We start from the raw sequence: 15305 nt of genomic DNA, 5'->3' as shown, positions 1-15305 counted from the left end.
TGAATTATATTCTATGATAACATATAACAAATTCAGGAAAGGAACATAATTCCAGGAAATGTCCGTTATCGGACAAAATTCGCTAAAGTGTCAATTATTTAGTTGTAAAGGGGGAGATGAGCATGACTACTTTACGATCAGATCGCCGAGTTCATAAAACGAGACAACATATTACCCATGCATTCTTGACGCTTTGTGATAAGAGAGATTTCGAGGACATTGTCGTGAGGGATATTACAGATGCTGCGGATATCAGTCGATCCACCTTTTATACCCATTTTCAAGACAAGTACGATCTGCTTGAAAAAATCATGAAAGATAAGCTTGCTGAGTTATTCCGTTTATACGAAAACAATAAAACGCAAATATTGAGATATGTACCGCATCATGAAGTCCCTGATCCTTACTTCCTGTTGCTTTTCATGCACTTGTCCGAGCAAGCACCCATTTATCGTGTGCTGCTTTTCCGGTTGCCACATTCACGGTTTGAAGATCGTTTGAGTGAAACGATCCAGCACACGATAGGTCAAAGGGTTGATAATAATCGAATGGACCAGAAGCAGCCGATTCCATTGGATATTTTGCTGGTAAGCATGGCATCTTGGATTGTTGGTATGATCTTAAACTGGTTAAAACAAGGGATGATTTATTCACCCAACTATATGGCAATTCAACTAAGCAGAATAGCATCAATTGGCTTCTATCAGGCTATGAGTTTATAGGTGCACAATTGAAAGGATTGTGTTTGGTTTGATGAAATAAACGAGTCAAAATCATTTAATATGTCCGAAAAGCTTCATTTTATTCCTTTTTGTTTGTTGACCGGGCTGCGTTGGATGGATATGATGAAGTCAATACCTGAGTTAATTCATCGGAATTATGGAATTTCGAAAAGGTAGGAGTGAGAGCTTGAGAGGCGAAAGGTTTATAAAAAGTTTGAATGATGGGCGAACGGTATGGCTGGGTGGCAATAAAGTCACTCATCTCGACACGCATCCTGCCTTTCGCGGAACATTATCAACAATACGAGGTTTGTTTGATTCGCTTGACGACCCCGAGCTTCGAGATCAGGTAGGTTATCGAATCAAGGGCAGGGAGGCTTATGCCCACAGTTCCTTCCTTGTTCCCTATACCCCGGAGCAGCTTGCAAAGAGAAGCCAATCCTTTGCCTTTTGGTCCAAACAATGCAATGGCATGATGAGCCGGCTCTCTGACTATGCCCGTTCTTTCATCACCGGATGGTATGCTGCACGCCACGAGCTCGATCGATTAGAACCGGGTTTTGCACAAAAAATTACGGCTTACTATGAAACGGCCAGGGACAACGATCTTTTTTTGACGACAGCCATCATTGATCCCCAAATTGACAGATCGAGCGGATTGGACGATAACAGAATCGCATCCCGTTTTCTGCATGTGGTTAGGGAGACAAGCGAGGGAATTGTAGTCAGAGGAGCTAAAATGATTGCGACTGGTGCGCCGTATACGCATGACTTTGTTATTTTCTCCTTTCTCAAATTGGAACAAGCCCACAGAGAGCATGCTCATGTCCTAATAGTGCCAGCGAATTCTGCAGGCCTTCATATCGTTTGCCGGCAATCCTATGCGAGCGATAAAGCGCATGATGCCCCACTTAGCGCAAGATATGACGAAATGGATGCCGTCTTGTTCTTCGATAATGTTTTGATTCCTTGGGAACGCGTACTCATGTACGGTGATGCGGATAAGGTCATGGCGCTTAGGGCGAATACGACGGCAAATGCACTAGCGTTTCATCAGAATGTCGTGCGCTATGTTGCGAAGCTCGAATTTATTACCGGCGTTACATTTGCTGTTGCGGAAGCGATTGGTGTAGGCGGGTTTCTCCACATTCAAGAGAAGCTTGGCGAGTTGTTGACGCAAATCGATACCATGAAGGCGCTTGTCATTGCTTCTGAGGCACAAGCCAAATATGATGAGAATGGCGTTTTGGTTCCAGAGCTGTCCTATATAAACACGGCCAGAAATATAGGGACAAAATTTTATCCACGTGCTGTTGAGATTTTACAGCAGATTGGCGGTGGCGGGTTTGTTCAAGTCCCCTCTAGTATTGAAGATTTCTATGGCACCATATCTGAGTTAATGAGCGAGTACTTCGAGGGAGCCACGGTCAGCGCTGAGAAAAAGGTGCAGTTGTTCAAGCTCGCCTGGGATTTGGTGGGGAGCCCGCTTGGTTCCAGACATGAACTGTATGAGAGATTTTACGCCGGGGATCCTGTACGAGGTTTTGCGAATCAATATTTGACTCACGATAAAGAAAGTTTAACCGCGCCGATTTGGAAACTCATTAAAGAGTCGGCAAAGCGGGGAGCTGCGAATGGAAGTTGATTGATTATACGTATTGTCAACCGGACAACCGGAGACCTTCTGCCATATAAGGCGGATTAGGTCTCCTTTTTAATTTGATGAAAGGATGGATTGTGAAATGGAAATTTTCTGGTTTATACCGACACATGGAGACGGACGATACTTGGGCACGGGAGAGGGAGCAAGAGAGGTAGATTTGGACTATGCTACCCAGATTGCCAAGGCGGCTGACACGCTTGGCTTCAGCGGCGTATTGCTGCCAACCGGAAGATCATGCGAGGATGCTTGGGTAACAGCCTCTGCGTTAATCCCGGCTACAAAGCGGTTAAAGTTTCTTATCGCCCTGAGGCCAGGTCTGATGTCACCTACTTTATCGGCAAGGATGGCGGCCACTTTTGACAGGTTGTCCCAAGGGAGATTGCTCATCAATATCGTTACCGGCGGAGATACCTCCGAAGCAAGAGGCGACGGACTGCTGCTTGATCATGATACTCGTTATGAGCTTACCGATGAGTATTTGACGATCTGGAGACAGCTTATGCAGGGGAAGCAGATCGACTTTGATGGATCTCATATCACGGTGGAAAATGCCAAAATTTTATATCCGCCGGTTCAAACGCCTTACCCGCCACTTTATTTTGGAGGTTCATCGCCTGTCGCTCAGCAAATCGCTGCGGATCATGTGGATGTATATCTAACGTGGGGTGAGACGCCTAAACAAGTAAAAGAAAAAATCGAGACGGTTCGGGAGCTCGCTGCAAAAAGTGGAAGGAAAGTTCGCTTCGGAATTAGGCTGCATGTCATTGTCCGAGAAACGGAAGAGGAGGCTTGGGCGGCTGCAGACCGTTTAATTTCGAACTTGGATGACGCGACAATTGCTAAAGCACAAGCGTCCTTCGCCAAAATGGACTCCGTCGGACAAAGGCGGATGTCAGAGCTGCATGGAGGGGATCGCAGCAAGCTCGAGATCAGCCCTAATCTCTGGGCAGGTGTCGGCCTCGTTAGAGGCGGGGCAGGGACGGCATTGGTCGGCGATCCGGACACGGTGGCGGAGCGGATGCTGGAGTACCGTGAGCTGGGGATAGAAACGTTCATTATGTCCGGATATCCCCACTTGGAAGAAGCTTACCGAGTGGAAGAGCTGCTTTTTCCCAAACTTCCACTGAGCAACAGGGAGTCGCCGAAAGAGAAATATGCGTTCGTCAGTCCATTTGGCGAAATGGTTGCCAACGATATTTTACCGAATGCGGATAATAGGTCGCTAGCATCCTCTTGAAAGCTTGAGGGCACCGTATAGATTGGGAACAAGGAGGAGGAAAATGGGAAGAACCGAAGGTGTTTGGGGCGGTAGCCCGTCGGACAACTACGAGAAACTGGCTGAGCGTTTCCGGCCGACCTTTCAACGAATTCGCGAAGGGGCTGTTGATCGGGAAATGAGCCGTAAACTTTTACATGAAGAGATGGAGTGGCTGAGGGAGTGCGGCTTCGGGACCGTTCGCATATCGCAGGAGGATGGCGGGTTCGGTGCTACGCTTCCGGAATTATTTGGACTGCTGATCGAGTTGTCAGAAGCGGATTCCAACGTCACACAAGCGCTGCGGATCCATTTCGGCTTCGTCGAAAGAGTATTAAACTTGCCGGATGGAGAACGAAGGCAACGATGGTTAAAGCGTATTGCAGGCGGTGCGATTGTCGGGAATGCTTTGACGGAGATCGGAGAAAACAAGGTGGGAAGCTACGCAACCACGTTGTCCGAGACGGAGGATCGGCTTCGTTTAAATGGGGTTAAATATTACTCCACAGGTACGATTTATGCGGATTGGATCGTAGTTAGCGCGACGGCTGGAAAAGAGGACATCGTCTCAGCTATGGTTCCAGCTGCTGCGGAAGGCGTTGACATTGTCGATGATTGGGCTGGCTTTGGGCAAACGCTGACAGGCAGCGGCACGACGAAGTTCGTTAATACACCGGTCGAGAGAGAGGATGTATTCGACCGGGAAACCTACACCAAGTATGGCACCGCGTTTGCCCAAATGGTTCATCTTGCAACGCTGTCTGGCATATCCAGAGCCGCTGCGAGGGACGTTGCAGCTGCGGTTGCTGAACGGCGGAGAACGTACTCGCACGCATCAGCTGCCCGAGCGTGCGAAGATCCTCAAGTGCTGCAAGTTGTGGGACGTACGCACAGTCAGGCTTACGCTGCGGGTGCGATCGTGCTGAATGCGGCCGAAGCTGTGCAGCGCGCTTACGACGCCCAGTCCTCGGAGGACGCCGGGTACGCGGATCGGGTGAATGTCGAAGCGGAGGTTGAAGTAGCTCAGGCTCAGACGATTATCGCGAGACTGACACTAGAGGCCACTGTCGCAATTTTCGATGCGCTGGGCGCTTCGGCAACAGCCAGATCGAAGGCGCTTGATCGCTATTGGCGGAATGCCCGGACGATCGCCTCACATAACCCCTTAATCTATAAAGAACGTATTATAGGTGATTACGTTGTTAACGGCATGCGGCCGCCATTCGCTTGGCAAACAGGAATAGGCGAACCATCAAATACCGACCAGACAACTGGGGACAACGACGTTCGGCTGAAGCCGCCGTCCTAGTCTCTTTTTTTATATAAAATATCAGATCAAAGGAGTGGTAAAAAAAAGATGAAAAAACCAGCCATACGCACCACCATGTTCGTTATCCTCGCCCTCACGTTCCTTCTTGCGGCTTGCTCGACAACGGATAAGGCAAGCACGAACGCTGCTGCTCAGCCTGCTGCCAGCTCGAAAGCTGCAGCGACCGCTAATCCCGAAGATAAGGTGATTCATCATGTGATGAGTGATGCGGGGTTCAACGGAGAGATTGTCAAAATATTAAAAGCGGAACTAGCCAAGGACGGTTATACGCTTGACTATGTCATTGTAAACGACATTATCCAACCCAATAAAATCGTCAACGACGGCCAAGCGGATACGAATTCGTTTCAGCACGAGGCGTATTTTGATCAATTCGTGAAGGATCAGGGCCTTAAGAACATCTCGAGAGCTTTTTACACAACGTTCACCCCTTCAGGCTTGTACTCTAAGAAATATAAATCTTTCAAAGACGTTCCCGACGGCGCAATCATCGGTATTCCTGTCGATCCTGCAAACAATGGACGCGCTCTATTCATGCTTCGCGATCTGGGGCTCCTGAAATTGAAGGATGGTGTGGATGTCATCCATGCGACGCTTAAAGACATTACAGATAATCCGCATAAGTACAAATTTAAAGAAGTCGACCAATTAATGCTGCAGAGGACGCTTGACGACGTTGACGTAGGTTTCTTGTTTGCCGGAACTGCGGTTCAGATTGGTTATAAACCAAAACAGGATGCTTTGGCGTTGGAGACAGGAAAAGACTTGCCTTATAAAGGAATCGTGGCAGTGAATAACAAGCTAATAGGCACTCCCAAAGTCAAAGCGCTGCAAAAAGCTTATGAGAGCCAGGCAATAAAAGATTTTTATAAGGAAAAATACGGAGATGCCATTGAATCATTGGAAAGTTTGAATAAATGACGAAGGGGAGGGTTGTCCATGATCACCCTGCAAAATATAAGCAAAACGTTCACTACTGCCGGAGGACCGCTGCATGCGGTATCCTCCGCTTCGCTGCAAATTGAAGAAGGCGATATTTATGGACTGATCGGGTTTAGTGGAGCGGGGAAATCCACTCTGCTGCGTACGATCAATCTGTTGGAGCGGCCTGACGAAGGCGATGTCATAGTTGACGGTGAGGAATTGACGAAACTTCAGCTGCGTGAACTTCGGAAGAAAAGGCTTTCGATTGGCATGATCTTTCAGCATTTCAATTTGCTTAACAATTTAAATGTGTATGACAATGTGAGCTTCCCGCTTGAAATTGCCAAGGTGCCCAAGGCCGAACGGCATAAACGCATTGAAAGCTGCCTCGAAATGGTCGGCTTAACCGACAAGGCAAAGGCGTATCCAGCGAAGCTGAGCGGAGGTCAGAAGCAGCGGGTTGCAATTGCCCGGGCGCTGGCCAACAACCCGAAAATTCTACTGTGCGACGAGCCGACTTCTTCGGTTGACCCCCAGACAACAGGCAGTATTTTGGCTGCATTGAAGGAAATTAACCGCAATCTGGGCATCACAATAGTCATTGTTACTCATGAGATGAACGTCGTGAAAGCAATTTGCAATAAAGTGGCGGTCATGGAGCATGGGAAAATTGTAGAGAAATTTGATTTGAGCGAAAAAAATATCGTACCTCAATCCAACATCGCACAGTATTTGTTCAACAACGAAATCTCGCTGGAGAGAGAACTGGAGGCCAACTATGTTTGATAACATAGCGACTGCTTGGCCTGAGCTTATTGAGGCGCTGCTGGAAACACTATATATGCTTATTTTGACAATTCCAATTGCCGTCGCCATCGGTACACCGCTAGGGACGATTTTATTCCTGACACGGCCCGACTCTTTTCTCAAATGGCCCAAGTTTTATCTCATTCTGAATGGATTCGTCAACCTGATTCGTTCGTTTCCTTTTTTAATCTTGATGATTGCGATCATTCCTTTTACTCGGCTTGTCGTCGGAACGGCGCTTGGTACAACAGCGGCCACCGTGCCGATGATCATCAATGCGGTACCTTATTTTGCGAGATTTATCGAGCAAATTTTGCTGGAAGTCAATCGCGGTGTGGTAGAAGCAGCTGAATCGATGGGGGCAAGCAAATTCCAGATCGTTTGGAAAGTGTTATATACGGAAGCCCGTTCCGGTATTGCAAATGCGATTACGATTGTTACCGTCAGCTTCCTCTCCTATTCTACGGTTGCGGGACTAGTCGGCGGCGGCGGCATCGGTGACTTTGCCATCCGGTATGGATACTACCGTTATCAAACGGATGTAATGTTCGTTACGATCGTCATTATGGTGCTGTTCGTGCAAGTTTTTCAATTCACTGGCAACTATATTGTACGCAAACTGGATAAACGGTTGTAAAGAAGGGGGGAATCAACATGCCCAAAAAAATCCACCTCAATGCCTTTGAAATGAACTGCGTCGGCCATATCGCACACGGCTTATGGCGGCATCCCGACAGCAACCGGCATCGCTACACAGATATCCGTTATTGGACGGAGTTGGCGCAATTGCTGGAACGTGGGAAGTTTGACGCTTTATTTTTAGCTGACGTTGTCGGGGTATATGATGTTTACAAGCAAGGACCGGAGACGGCAATTCGTGAAGCTGTGCAAATTCCCTGCAACGATCCCTTTCTTGTTGTGCCGCCGATGGCGCTTGTTACCAAACATCTGGCCTTCGCTGTCACCTTTTCCACGACATACGAGAAGCCCTTCAGCCATGCGAGGCGGATGTCGACACTCGATCACTTAACGAAGGGCAGAATTGCTTGGAACGTGGTGACCTCATACTTGCCGAGCGCTGCGCGTAACTTCGGGATGGATCAAATGATCAAGCACGATGACCGCTATGAAATTGCTGAAGAATATTTAGACGTTTCCTATAAGCTTTGGGAAAGAAGTTGGGAAGACAATGCCGTTATTCGCGATGTCGAAAATGGCGTATACACGGACCCGAATAAAGTGCATCACATACATCATGAGGGGAAATATTTCAAAGTTCCCGGACCGCACTTAAGCGAACCTTCCATACAGCGGACGCCGGTTATTTATCAGGCCGGCAGTTCAGCACGCGGGCGCGCATTTGCAGCGAAGCATGCGGAAGCCGTCTTTCTTGGCGGCGGGAACGTCCAAACACTGAAACGATATGCAGCGGATATTCGTGCACAGGCCATCGCCTTCGGCCGTGATCCAGATCATATCAAATTAATGACTGGTTTGCTGGCTATTGTAGGACGAACGCAAGAGGAAGCTTGGAGTAAGTTTGAGAGTTTTCAAAAACTGTACAGTTTGGAAGGCGTATTGGCTCATTATGGGGGAGGAAGCGGCTATGATTTGTCCGCATACGAACCGGGAGACGTGCTTGCTTACACAGAAACGGACCATGGGCAGACAGCCGCAGCACAATTTACGAAGGACAGCCCGCGTCCGAAGACAGTACGGGAAGTCATGGAAACCTTAGGGACGCTTGGTGGACGGGGATTATTTGTCGTCGGGACGCCGGAAGAGGTAGCCGACAAAATGCAATTTTGGATAGAAGAGACGGGGATCGACGGATTTAATGTCACGCAGATTATCTCCCCGGATACATTGCGCGATTTTGTGGAGCTCGTGATTCCTGAACTGCAGCGTAGAGGTTTGTTTCGGGAAGAGTATGAGGAATCGACGCTAAGAGAACGTTTGTTTGGTTCTGGTGTAAACAGATTGCCTGAAGATCATCCCGGCGCCGCCTACCGTAAGCAGCCTACTTTGACCTGATAGGAGGATAAGTATGTCAATAAAAATAGATGCTCTACCGCAGCCAGCGACGGACATTCCGAATGCCATTGATCTCGCCTATGAATTGGGAGAACTGCCGTTCGATTTGCGGCGAAGAGGCATTCCGGTCTTGCGGGATGCTGGATCCGGCAGGTTACGGATGAAGGCGGGGACAGCCGATGAATTGGAGCTCCGAATGGATCCGGCATCGGTTGTTCTTCAGCGGTTAGCCTTGAAAGAGGAGCTGCACATTATCGGGCTTCAGCAGCAGGATCGACGAAGTGGCATTCTCGTGCATTCGGACTCACCGTTACGAACAGCTGCGGATTTAAAGGCGGCGAAGCTTGGGATCGCTGCGAGGATCAACCCGGATGACAGCCTTCGAAAACTTAATGCGGCAAACCTCGTGGACGCTGCTCTGCATAAAGTGGGAATTGCGGGAGCACGGCCAAAATGGATCGAGCTTCAAAGCAAACAGGCTGCGGACGGAATCCATCCTGGGAGGAGGGAGCTCCACGCTCTGCTGAGCAAGGAAGTCGATGCCGTGTATGCCGACTGGGCACTCTCCGAAGAGTCCCGACGGCTTCTGGGTCTTCGTGAACTGGAAGGCTTCAGCTTTTATACTCCCGTGTTGACAGTACTGACTGTCTCGGCGGGGGCGACTCTGATTCAAGAGCATTCCGTTGAGGTTGAACGTTTGCTCGCCCATATATCCCTAGCTTCCGAGTGGGCTGTCAATCATCCCACGGAAGCGCATCGGCTTGCAGCCAAACAGCTCGGAATATCCGAGAATGCCATTCCTTTCATTTTTTCTGATGACCTGCATAAGCAATTAGGAGTTAACGTTTCGGACGATAAATGGAGCAGACTTGTCAATCTCAAGAAGGAGATGCAAGATCACGGATGTCTGCAAGGCGATTTTCCTCTGGAAGAATCGCTTGATCGGGCTATCCTTCAAAACGTGCAATTGCTGGTTGATAGCGGAGAACTCGAGCATCCCCAAAGGGAGTCGCTCTCGCAATATGCTGAGCGCGATCTGCCGCTTTCTTTTTTCAATGAGCGCCCAAGGGCTCATCGGCTTCAGGGCGACGAGGAAGCGTTAGCGGCAGCGCGATTGTTTGCAGAGGAAATTCGCCCCGGCGCTTCGGACCGGGACCGCGGGCGAAAGCTGCCTTTGCGCGAGATACGGCGTTTGGCAGAATTAGGCTTGCTTGGGCTTGTTGTGCCGAAGGAATATGGAGGTCCGGATGTATCCACTAGAACGCTTGTGGACATCTTTAAGATCATCTCGCACGCTGACGGGGCCATTGGGCAAATTCCACAAAATCATCATTTTTTCGTAAAAACGATAGAGTTAATTGGCAATAAGGAACAGAAAAGCTTCTTTTTCCAGGAAGTATTAAATGGCGCTCAGTTTGGTAACGGTTTAGCGGAACGCAGCAGCAGCAAAGGGGCAAGAAAGATCACGACAACAGTTCGTAAACTGGATGGCGAGGAAGGCTTCGTACTAAATGGAAGTAAATATTATACGACGGGTGCACTCTATTCGCATTGGATTCCGGTTACGGCAATGAACGAAGACGAACAAAGAATGACCGCTTTCGTTCCGAGACACGCGCCTGGGGTAACGGTGCTCGACGACTGGTCTGGCATCGGCCAGCGGACGACAGCAAGTGGCAGCGTTGTGCTCAGAAACGTGAAAGTACCGGAGAGCTGCTTATTGCCCCATTTTCAAATATTTGAAGGTCCCCAATACTTTTCTGCGTTCGGGCAAATCATGCACGCCGCCATTGATATCGGTATTGCGCAAGCAGCCTTAGAAGACGCAGCGGCCTTCGTTCGTGATTACACGCGTCCGGCTTTCGGCAGCGGCGTAACGCGAGCGAACGAGGAACCCGATCTGATTCGCCGCTTCGGTGAGCTAGGCATTCGTCTGCAAGCGGCGGAAGCTTTGCTGGATCGGGCTGCCGATGCGATCGACTACGCACGCAAGGAGTTGAATGCGGAAACCGCCGGCAAGGCCGCACTGACGGTTGATTCGGCCAAATGGCTCGTTACGGAAACGGCGATCGAGATTACGAATGCTCTTTTCGAGGTTGCAGGTACTTCCTCGATGGATCGCAAGCATAATTACGACCGCCATTGGCGGAATGTTCGCATTCATACTCTGCACGATCCGGCTCGGTTAAAGCTGCATCATGTCGGCAAGTGGTTTCTCAACGGGGTTTATCATGAATATAAGATGTGATGGTAATAATGGAAGGAGGGAAACACGGGACTATGGCCAAGCGAATCATCATGAACGCATTCGATATGAACAGTGCGATGCACAATTCACACGGTTTATGGAAACATCCAGATAATGAAAGGCATCACTATACGGATTTGGAATACTGGGCGGAGATGGCCAGGCTGCTTGAACGCGGCAAATTCGATGCGCTGTTTCTTGCGGATGTCGTCGGTATCTATGACGTCTATAAGGCGAGCGCGGATCCGGCTATTAGAGATGCCGTTCAAGTGCCGCTAAACGATCCAGCACTCATCGTTCCTGCGATGGCGAGTGTCACGGAAAATCTGAGTTTTGCCGTTACGGTGACGACTACTTATGAACATCCGTATGCGCATGCCAGGCGGTTCACTACACTCGATCATCTGACTAACGGGCGAATCGCGTGGAATGTCGTGACCTCCTATTTGCCCAACGCGGCTTTGAATCATGGTCTGGATAAAATGATCAAGCACGACGACCGGTACGAGGTTGCGGATGAATTCTTGGAAGTTGCCTATAAGCTTTGGGAAGGCAGTTGGGAAGACGAAGCCGTAGTGCGTGACATTGCCCGTGGCGTATATGCAGAGCCGGCGAGGGTTCACCGCATTGATCATGAAGGCCGGTTTTTTCGTGTACCTGGACCACATCTAAGCGAGCCTTCTTTGCAACGTACGCCTGTTCTGTACCAGGCGGGGAGCTCGGAAAGAGGTCGGGCGTTTGCCGCTAAGCATGCGGAATGCGTTTTCGTCGGCGGCAACTCCAAGGAATCGCTTAAAGCCAACATTCAAGATATAAGGAACAAAGCGGAGCAATTAGGCAGGGATCCGCAAAGTATCAAAATGTTTACGGGCTTGAACGTCATCGTTGGAACGACGCAGGAGGAAGCCGAAGCTAAGCTGCGGGAATACGCCGGCATGTGGAGTCGGGAGGCGGCGCTTGCACAATTCGGCGGCTCGAGCGGATATGATTTATCAGCCTATGATCCTGATTCTTATCTGGAGTACCGGGCAACCGACCATGGCCAGAGCCGGGCGGCTCAGTATACTAAACAAGTCCAGAATCGCCTCACCGTCAAGGAAGTCATGGAACGTATCGGGACACTGGACAAGGGACAGGGTCGCTTGCTCGTGGGTACACCAGAGCAAATCGCCGACTACATGCAGGAACAAGTAGAGGAGACCGGTCTGGACGGGTTTAATCTTGCGCATCTGATTACTCCTGGCAGCCTACGTGAGTTTGTTGATCAAGTCGTACCAGAACTGCAGCGTCGTGGCGTATATCAACTAGACTACGAAGCGGGGACGCTTAGGGAGAAGCTGTTTGGAGCGGGGAAACGCTTGCTCCCGGTTAGCCATCCTGCGGCGCAGTACAGGAGAAACTTTGAATATACGAGATAGAGCCAAGGAGGGCAAGAAGATCACATGAAGTACAAGACAGTTGGAAAAACGGGTATACAAGTTTCGGAGCTCTGCTTCGGAACGATGTCTTTTGGCGGCAACGCCGACAAGGAAACATCCAAACAATTGTTTTATCGCTGTTTGGACAAAGGAATTAATTTCTTTGATACCGCCGACGTTTACAGCAGCGGAGCGGCTGAAGAAATATTAGGGGAACTGATCGTGGGCAAACGTGATGAACTGGTCCTTACGTCAAAGGCGGGTTTCCCGTTTGGTTCCGATCCTAACGCACGCGGAGCCTCGCGCAGGCATTTGTTTTTATCCGTAGAACAAAGCTTGAAACGGCTTCGAACAGACCGCATTGAATTTTATTTCATTCATCGCTTTGATTCACTGACATCCATTGAGGAAACTGTGCGTGCTCTGGATGATTTGCGAAAGCAAGGGAAAATCTTGTATCCCGCCGTCAGCAACTGGGCTGCTTGGCAAATTGCCAAGGCGCTTGGCATTTCCGCCAAAGAAGGCTTGGCAAGCTTTGAGCTGATTCAGCCGATGTACAATCTCGTCAAACGACAAGCAGAAGTCGAGATTCTGCCGCTGGCTGAATCCGAGAAACTTGGCGTCATCAGTTATAGCCCGCTTGGCGGGGGACTATTGACAGGCAAGTATGGGAATGGCAAAAAGCCCGCAACCGGCAGGCTGGTGGATCAGGGCAACTATACGAAGCGTTATGGTGACGAGGCCTACTACGATATTGCAGATAGATTCGCAGCGCATTCGCGTGAGAAGGGGATTCATCCAGCTACATTAGCGGTTGCGTGGGTGCTTAGCAACCCGGCGATTACGTCGCCGATTATTGGTGCGCGCAGTGTGGAACAGTTAGAGCCCTCACTAGCTGCGGTGGATCTGGATTTCACGAATGAATGGCGTAAAGAAGTTACGGCATTGTCGATTGATCCTCCGATCGCAACCGATCGCAGCGAAGAGGCTTCAATCAATTAATTTATAAGTCCTGACTTCTTGAGGTTTCTTAAGGAGTCAGGATTTCTCTTTTTAATAATAATTCCGACTAAACCTATTGACATTATTGTATAATCGGTTAGGATATTTATAACAGATAATAGAATCGTGGAACGAAGATTCGAATTGAATGGAGGAGTCGAACATGAAGACGGTTGCGATTATTGGCGGAAGTCAAACGAATACGTTCAAAAAAATGGGTGAGAAGCGAGGTCTGATTGTTGAGCACCATACGGGTAAAACGGGTGGAGGCTCCGTTGAAAATCATTTCAAACGAATCATTCATCAGGCGGATGTTATTATTATTTTAAAAGGCGCAATCAAACATACTTCGATGTGGGCGGTGAGAGAGCTCGCAGAAAAAATGGGCAAAAAGATTGATTACCATGATGGTTTTGGTGCAACTGGAGCGATCGAGAAAGCTTTACAGTTAAGTTGAGTTACACCTATATATCTCATTCTGAACAGGAAGCATGGATGCTGAATCCATGCTTTTTTTTGAGTAGTATAAGAAAGTATAAGTGTTATACTTTTGCTTCGCATCTACCTTGACAAACACGCTCGTCCTAAAAGGACGACGAAGTCGTTTATCCTTGAATCGTGAAGTGAGGTTTGTAGGTGTACAAACAGTTTACCGAATGAGCGGCCTTTTTACCTGCTATTTAGTGGATAATCAACAGGCCTGCACAAAGTGCAACATAGAACAGCTTTAAGCCCCATTACCCCGATCTTCATTGCATAAAGTACATTGAATTCAATCTAAATAGCTTGAAAACCGCTCAATTCTGCCTTCTACGTTGTATTTTGTACATCATAGAAGGCGACACGGCCGATCTGAGGCTTGTATGCTGCACAAAGTGCAACATACAGAAGGCATCGAGGCCATTATGGGGCTGACATTGGACTCCTCCAATGCCACACACATCCACAGCGCTTCTGTGCCGTGTAAATCGCCAGCAGGCTTGACTGAACAGACAAGTTTCGTTAGAATAAACCTAGTTGAATGACATTAAATTAGGGGACAACCATATGATGGATCTAGGGAATAAAATCAAAAAGCTCAGGACGGAACAAAACCGAAACTTGATGGATATTGCTAATGTTTGCGGGTTCTCCAAAAGTTTATTATCCAAAATAGAGAACGGGAAAACCATCCCGCCTATCTCAACATTAGTGAAAATTGCTGATGCGTTAGGTACAAAAGTGTCCATTCTATTGGACGACCAGGAGCAAGCGGGAACGATTTATACGAAAAAGGAAACATGCGAAGCAAGAATGACCAAAACGGATAAAGGGTATTCTTTCTTTACTTTTGCCGTTGAACGTGGAGAAAAGCTGATGCAGCCTTTTCTGTTCATATCCCGGAAGGAAGATAATGATAGCAAAAATGAATACAGCCACAATGGTGAAGAGTTTATATACATTTTGGAAGGCGAAATGAAGTACAAAGTGGGCAGCGTGGAGTATACATTGAAGCCGGGGGATAGTCTTTACTTCGATTCTATTGAGAAACATTCCTTAATGGCAATTACAGACGAAGTGAAATATGTGGCTGTGTTTACGCAATCGAAGGTAAGCGATACTTAGTCATTTTCTGAATGTCAGGTTGATGAGAAGCCAGGTTTTCCAATAAAACAAGAGATAACGGACTACGTATTCTAGCTTAGAGTATGTGGTCTTTTTTTCTGCCCTAAATTTTAAATTTTTTGAAAAGAAAGCGATTGCATTAATTGGCAGGGTGAGGTATACTGAGCTTATTCAACCAAGTTGAATTTAATACAATTTAGGTGACTTAAAGTAAATTCATTTAACTTACAGGCAGCGTTGTTTCTTCACATGAAGTGGTTAGAAGGGTTAGTCATGGATTGCTGTTCAAAACCAAAT

13 protein-coding genes are annotated in these 15305 nt (G+C 48.3%); all 13 read left to right on the top strand.

Annotated features, from left to right (window positions below; all coding sequences use genetic code 11):
- The first annotated feature begins 122 nt into the window (after positions 1-122).
- Positions 123-722, top strand: a complete 600-nt coding sequence (locus ACKTT9_RS29515) for a TetR/AcrR family transcriptional regulator (protein ID WP_407868768.1) — start codon at positions 123-125, stop codon at positions 720-722.
- 187 nt (positions 723-909) lie between these two features.
- A complete protein-coding gene (locus ACKTT9_RS29510; protein ID WP_407868767.1) occupies positions 910-2367 on the top strand; it encodes a 4-hydroxyphenylacetate 3-hydroxylase family protein in 1458 nt (485 codons plus the stop codon).
- A gap of 97 nt (positions 2368-2464) precedes the next feature.
- Positions 2465-3622, top strand: coding sequence for an FMNH2-dependent alkanesulfonate monooxygenase (ssuD, locus tag ACKTT9_RS29505; protein WP_407868766.1), 1158 nt, complete (start codon positions 2465-2467; stop codon positions 3620-3622).
- Positions 3623-3665: 43 nt separating this feature from the next.
- Complete coding sequence (locus tag ACKTT9_RS29500; RefSeq protein ID WP_407868765.1) at positions 3666-4949, top strand: acyl-CoA dehydrogenase family protein; 1284 nt, start codon at positions 3666-3668, stop codon at positions 4947-4949.
- Between the two features lie 48 nt (positions 4950-4997).
- The gene (locus tag ACKTT9_RS29495; protein ID WP_407868764.1) at positions 4998-5891 is read left to right on the top strand and encodes a MetQ/NlpA family ABC transporter substrate-binding protein; all 894 of its coding nucleotides are present in this window, start codon (positions 4998-5000) and stop codon (positions 5889-5891) included.
- A gap of 18 nt (positions 5892-5909) precedes the next feature.
- Complete coding sequence (locus ACKTT9_RS29490) at positions 5910-6680, top strand: methionine ABC transporter ATP-binding protein (RefSeq protein WP_407868763.1); 771 nt, start codon at positions 5910-5912, stop codon at positions 6678-6680.
- Positions 6673-7338 (top strand): methionine ABC transporter permease, encoded by a 666-nt coding sequence (locus ACKTT9_RS29485; protein ID WP_315951911.1) that lies wholly within the window; start codon positions 6673-6675, stop codon positions 7336-7338. Before ACKTT9_RS29490 ends, ACKTT9_RS29485 begins: the two co-directional genes overlap by 8 nt.
- A 17-nt stretch (positions 7339-7355) precedes the next feature.
- Positions 7356-8735 carry an LLM class flavin-dependent oxidoreductase gene (locus tag ACKTT9_RS29480; RefSeq protein WP_407868762.1) on the top strand — a complete coding sequence of 460 codons (1380 nt, stop codon included), beginning with the start codon at positions 7356-7358 and terminating at the stop codon, positions 8733-8735.
- A gap of 13 nt (positions 8736-8748) precedes the next feature.
- The gene (locus tag ACKTT9_RS29475; protein ID WP_407868761.1) at positions 8749-10983 is read left to right on the top strand and encodes an SfnB family sulfur acquisition oxidoreductase; all 2235 of its coding nucleotides are present in this window, start codon (positions 8749-8751) and stop codon (positions 10981-10983) included.
- 32 nt (positions 10984-11015) lie between these two features.
- Complete coding sequence (locus tag ACKTT9_RS29470) at positions 11016-12401, top strand: LLM class flavin-dependent oxidoreductase (protein WP_407868760.1); 1386 nt, start codon at positions 11016-11018, stop codon at positions 12399-12401.
- A gap of 24 nt (positions 12402-12425) precedes the next feature.
- Positions 12426-13403, top strand: coding sequence for an aldo/keto reductase (locus tag ACKTT9_RS29465; RefSeq protein WP_407868759.1), 978 nt, complete (start codon positions 12426-12428; stop codon positions 13401-13403).
- Between the two features lie 163 nt (positions 13404-13566).
- The gene (locus ACKTT9_RS29460) at positions 13567-13860 is read left to right on the top strand and encodes a DUF2325 domain-containing protein (RefSeq protein ID WP_127454868.1); all 294 of its coding nucleotides are present in this window, start codon (positions 13567-13569) and stop codon (positions 13858-13860) included.
- A 590-nt stretch (positions 13861-14450) separates the two neighbouring features.
- Positions 14451-15008 (top strand): helix-turn-helix domain-containing protein, encoded by a 558-nt coding sequence (locus tag ACKTT9_RS29455; protein WP_246069118.1) that lies wholly within the window; start codon positions 14451-14453, stop codon positions 15006-15008.
- Positions 15009-15305: the final 297 nt, after the last annotated feature.

This window comes from Paenibacillus sp. P36, from assembly GCF_045866505.1.
Taxonomy (GTDB): Bacteria; Bacillota; Bacilli; order Paenibacillales; family NBRC-103111; genus Paenibacillus_E; species Paenibacillus_E chondroitinus.
The sequence above is the reverse complement of the archived record's forward strand: the minus strand, read 5'-3'. Positions and strand labels throughout refer to the sequence as shown.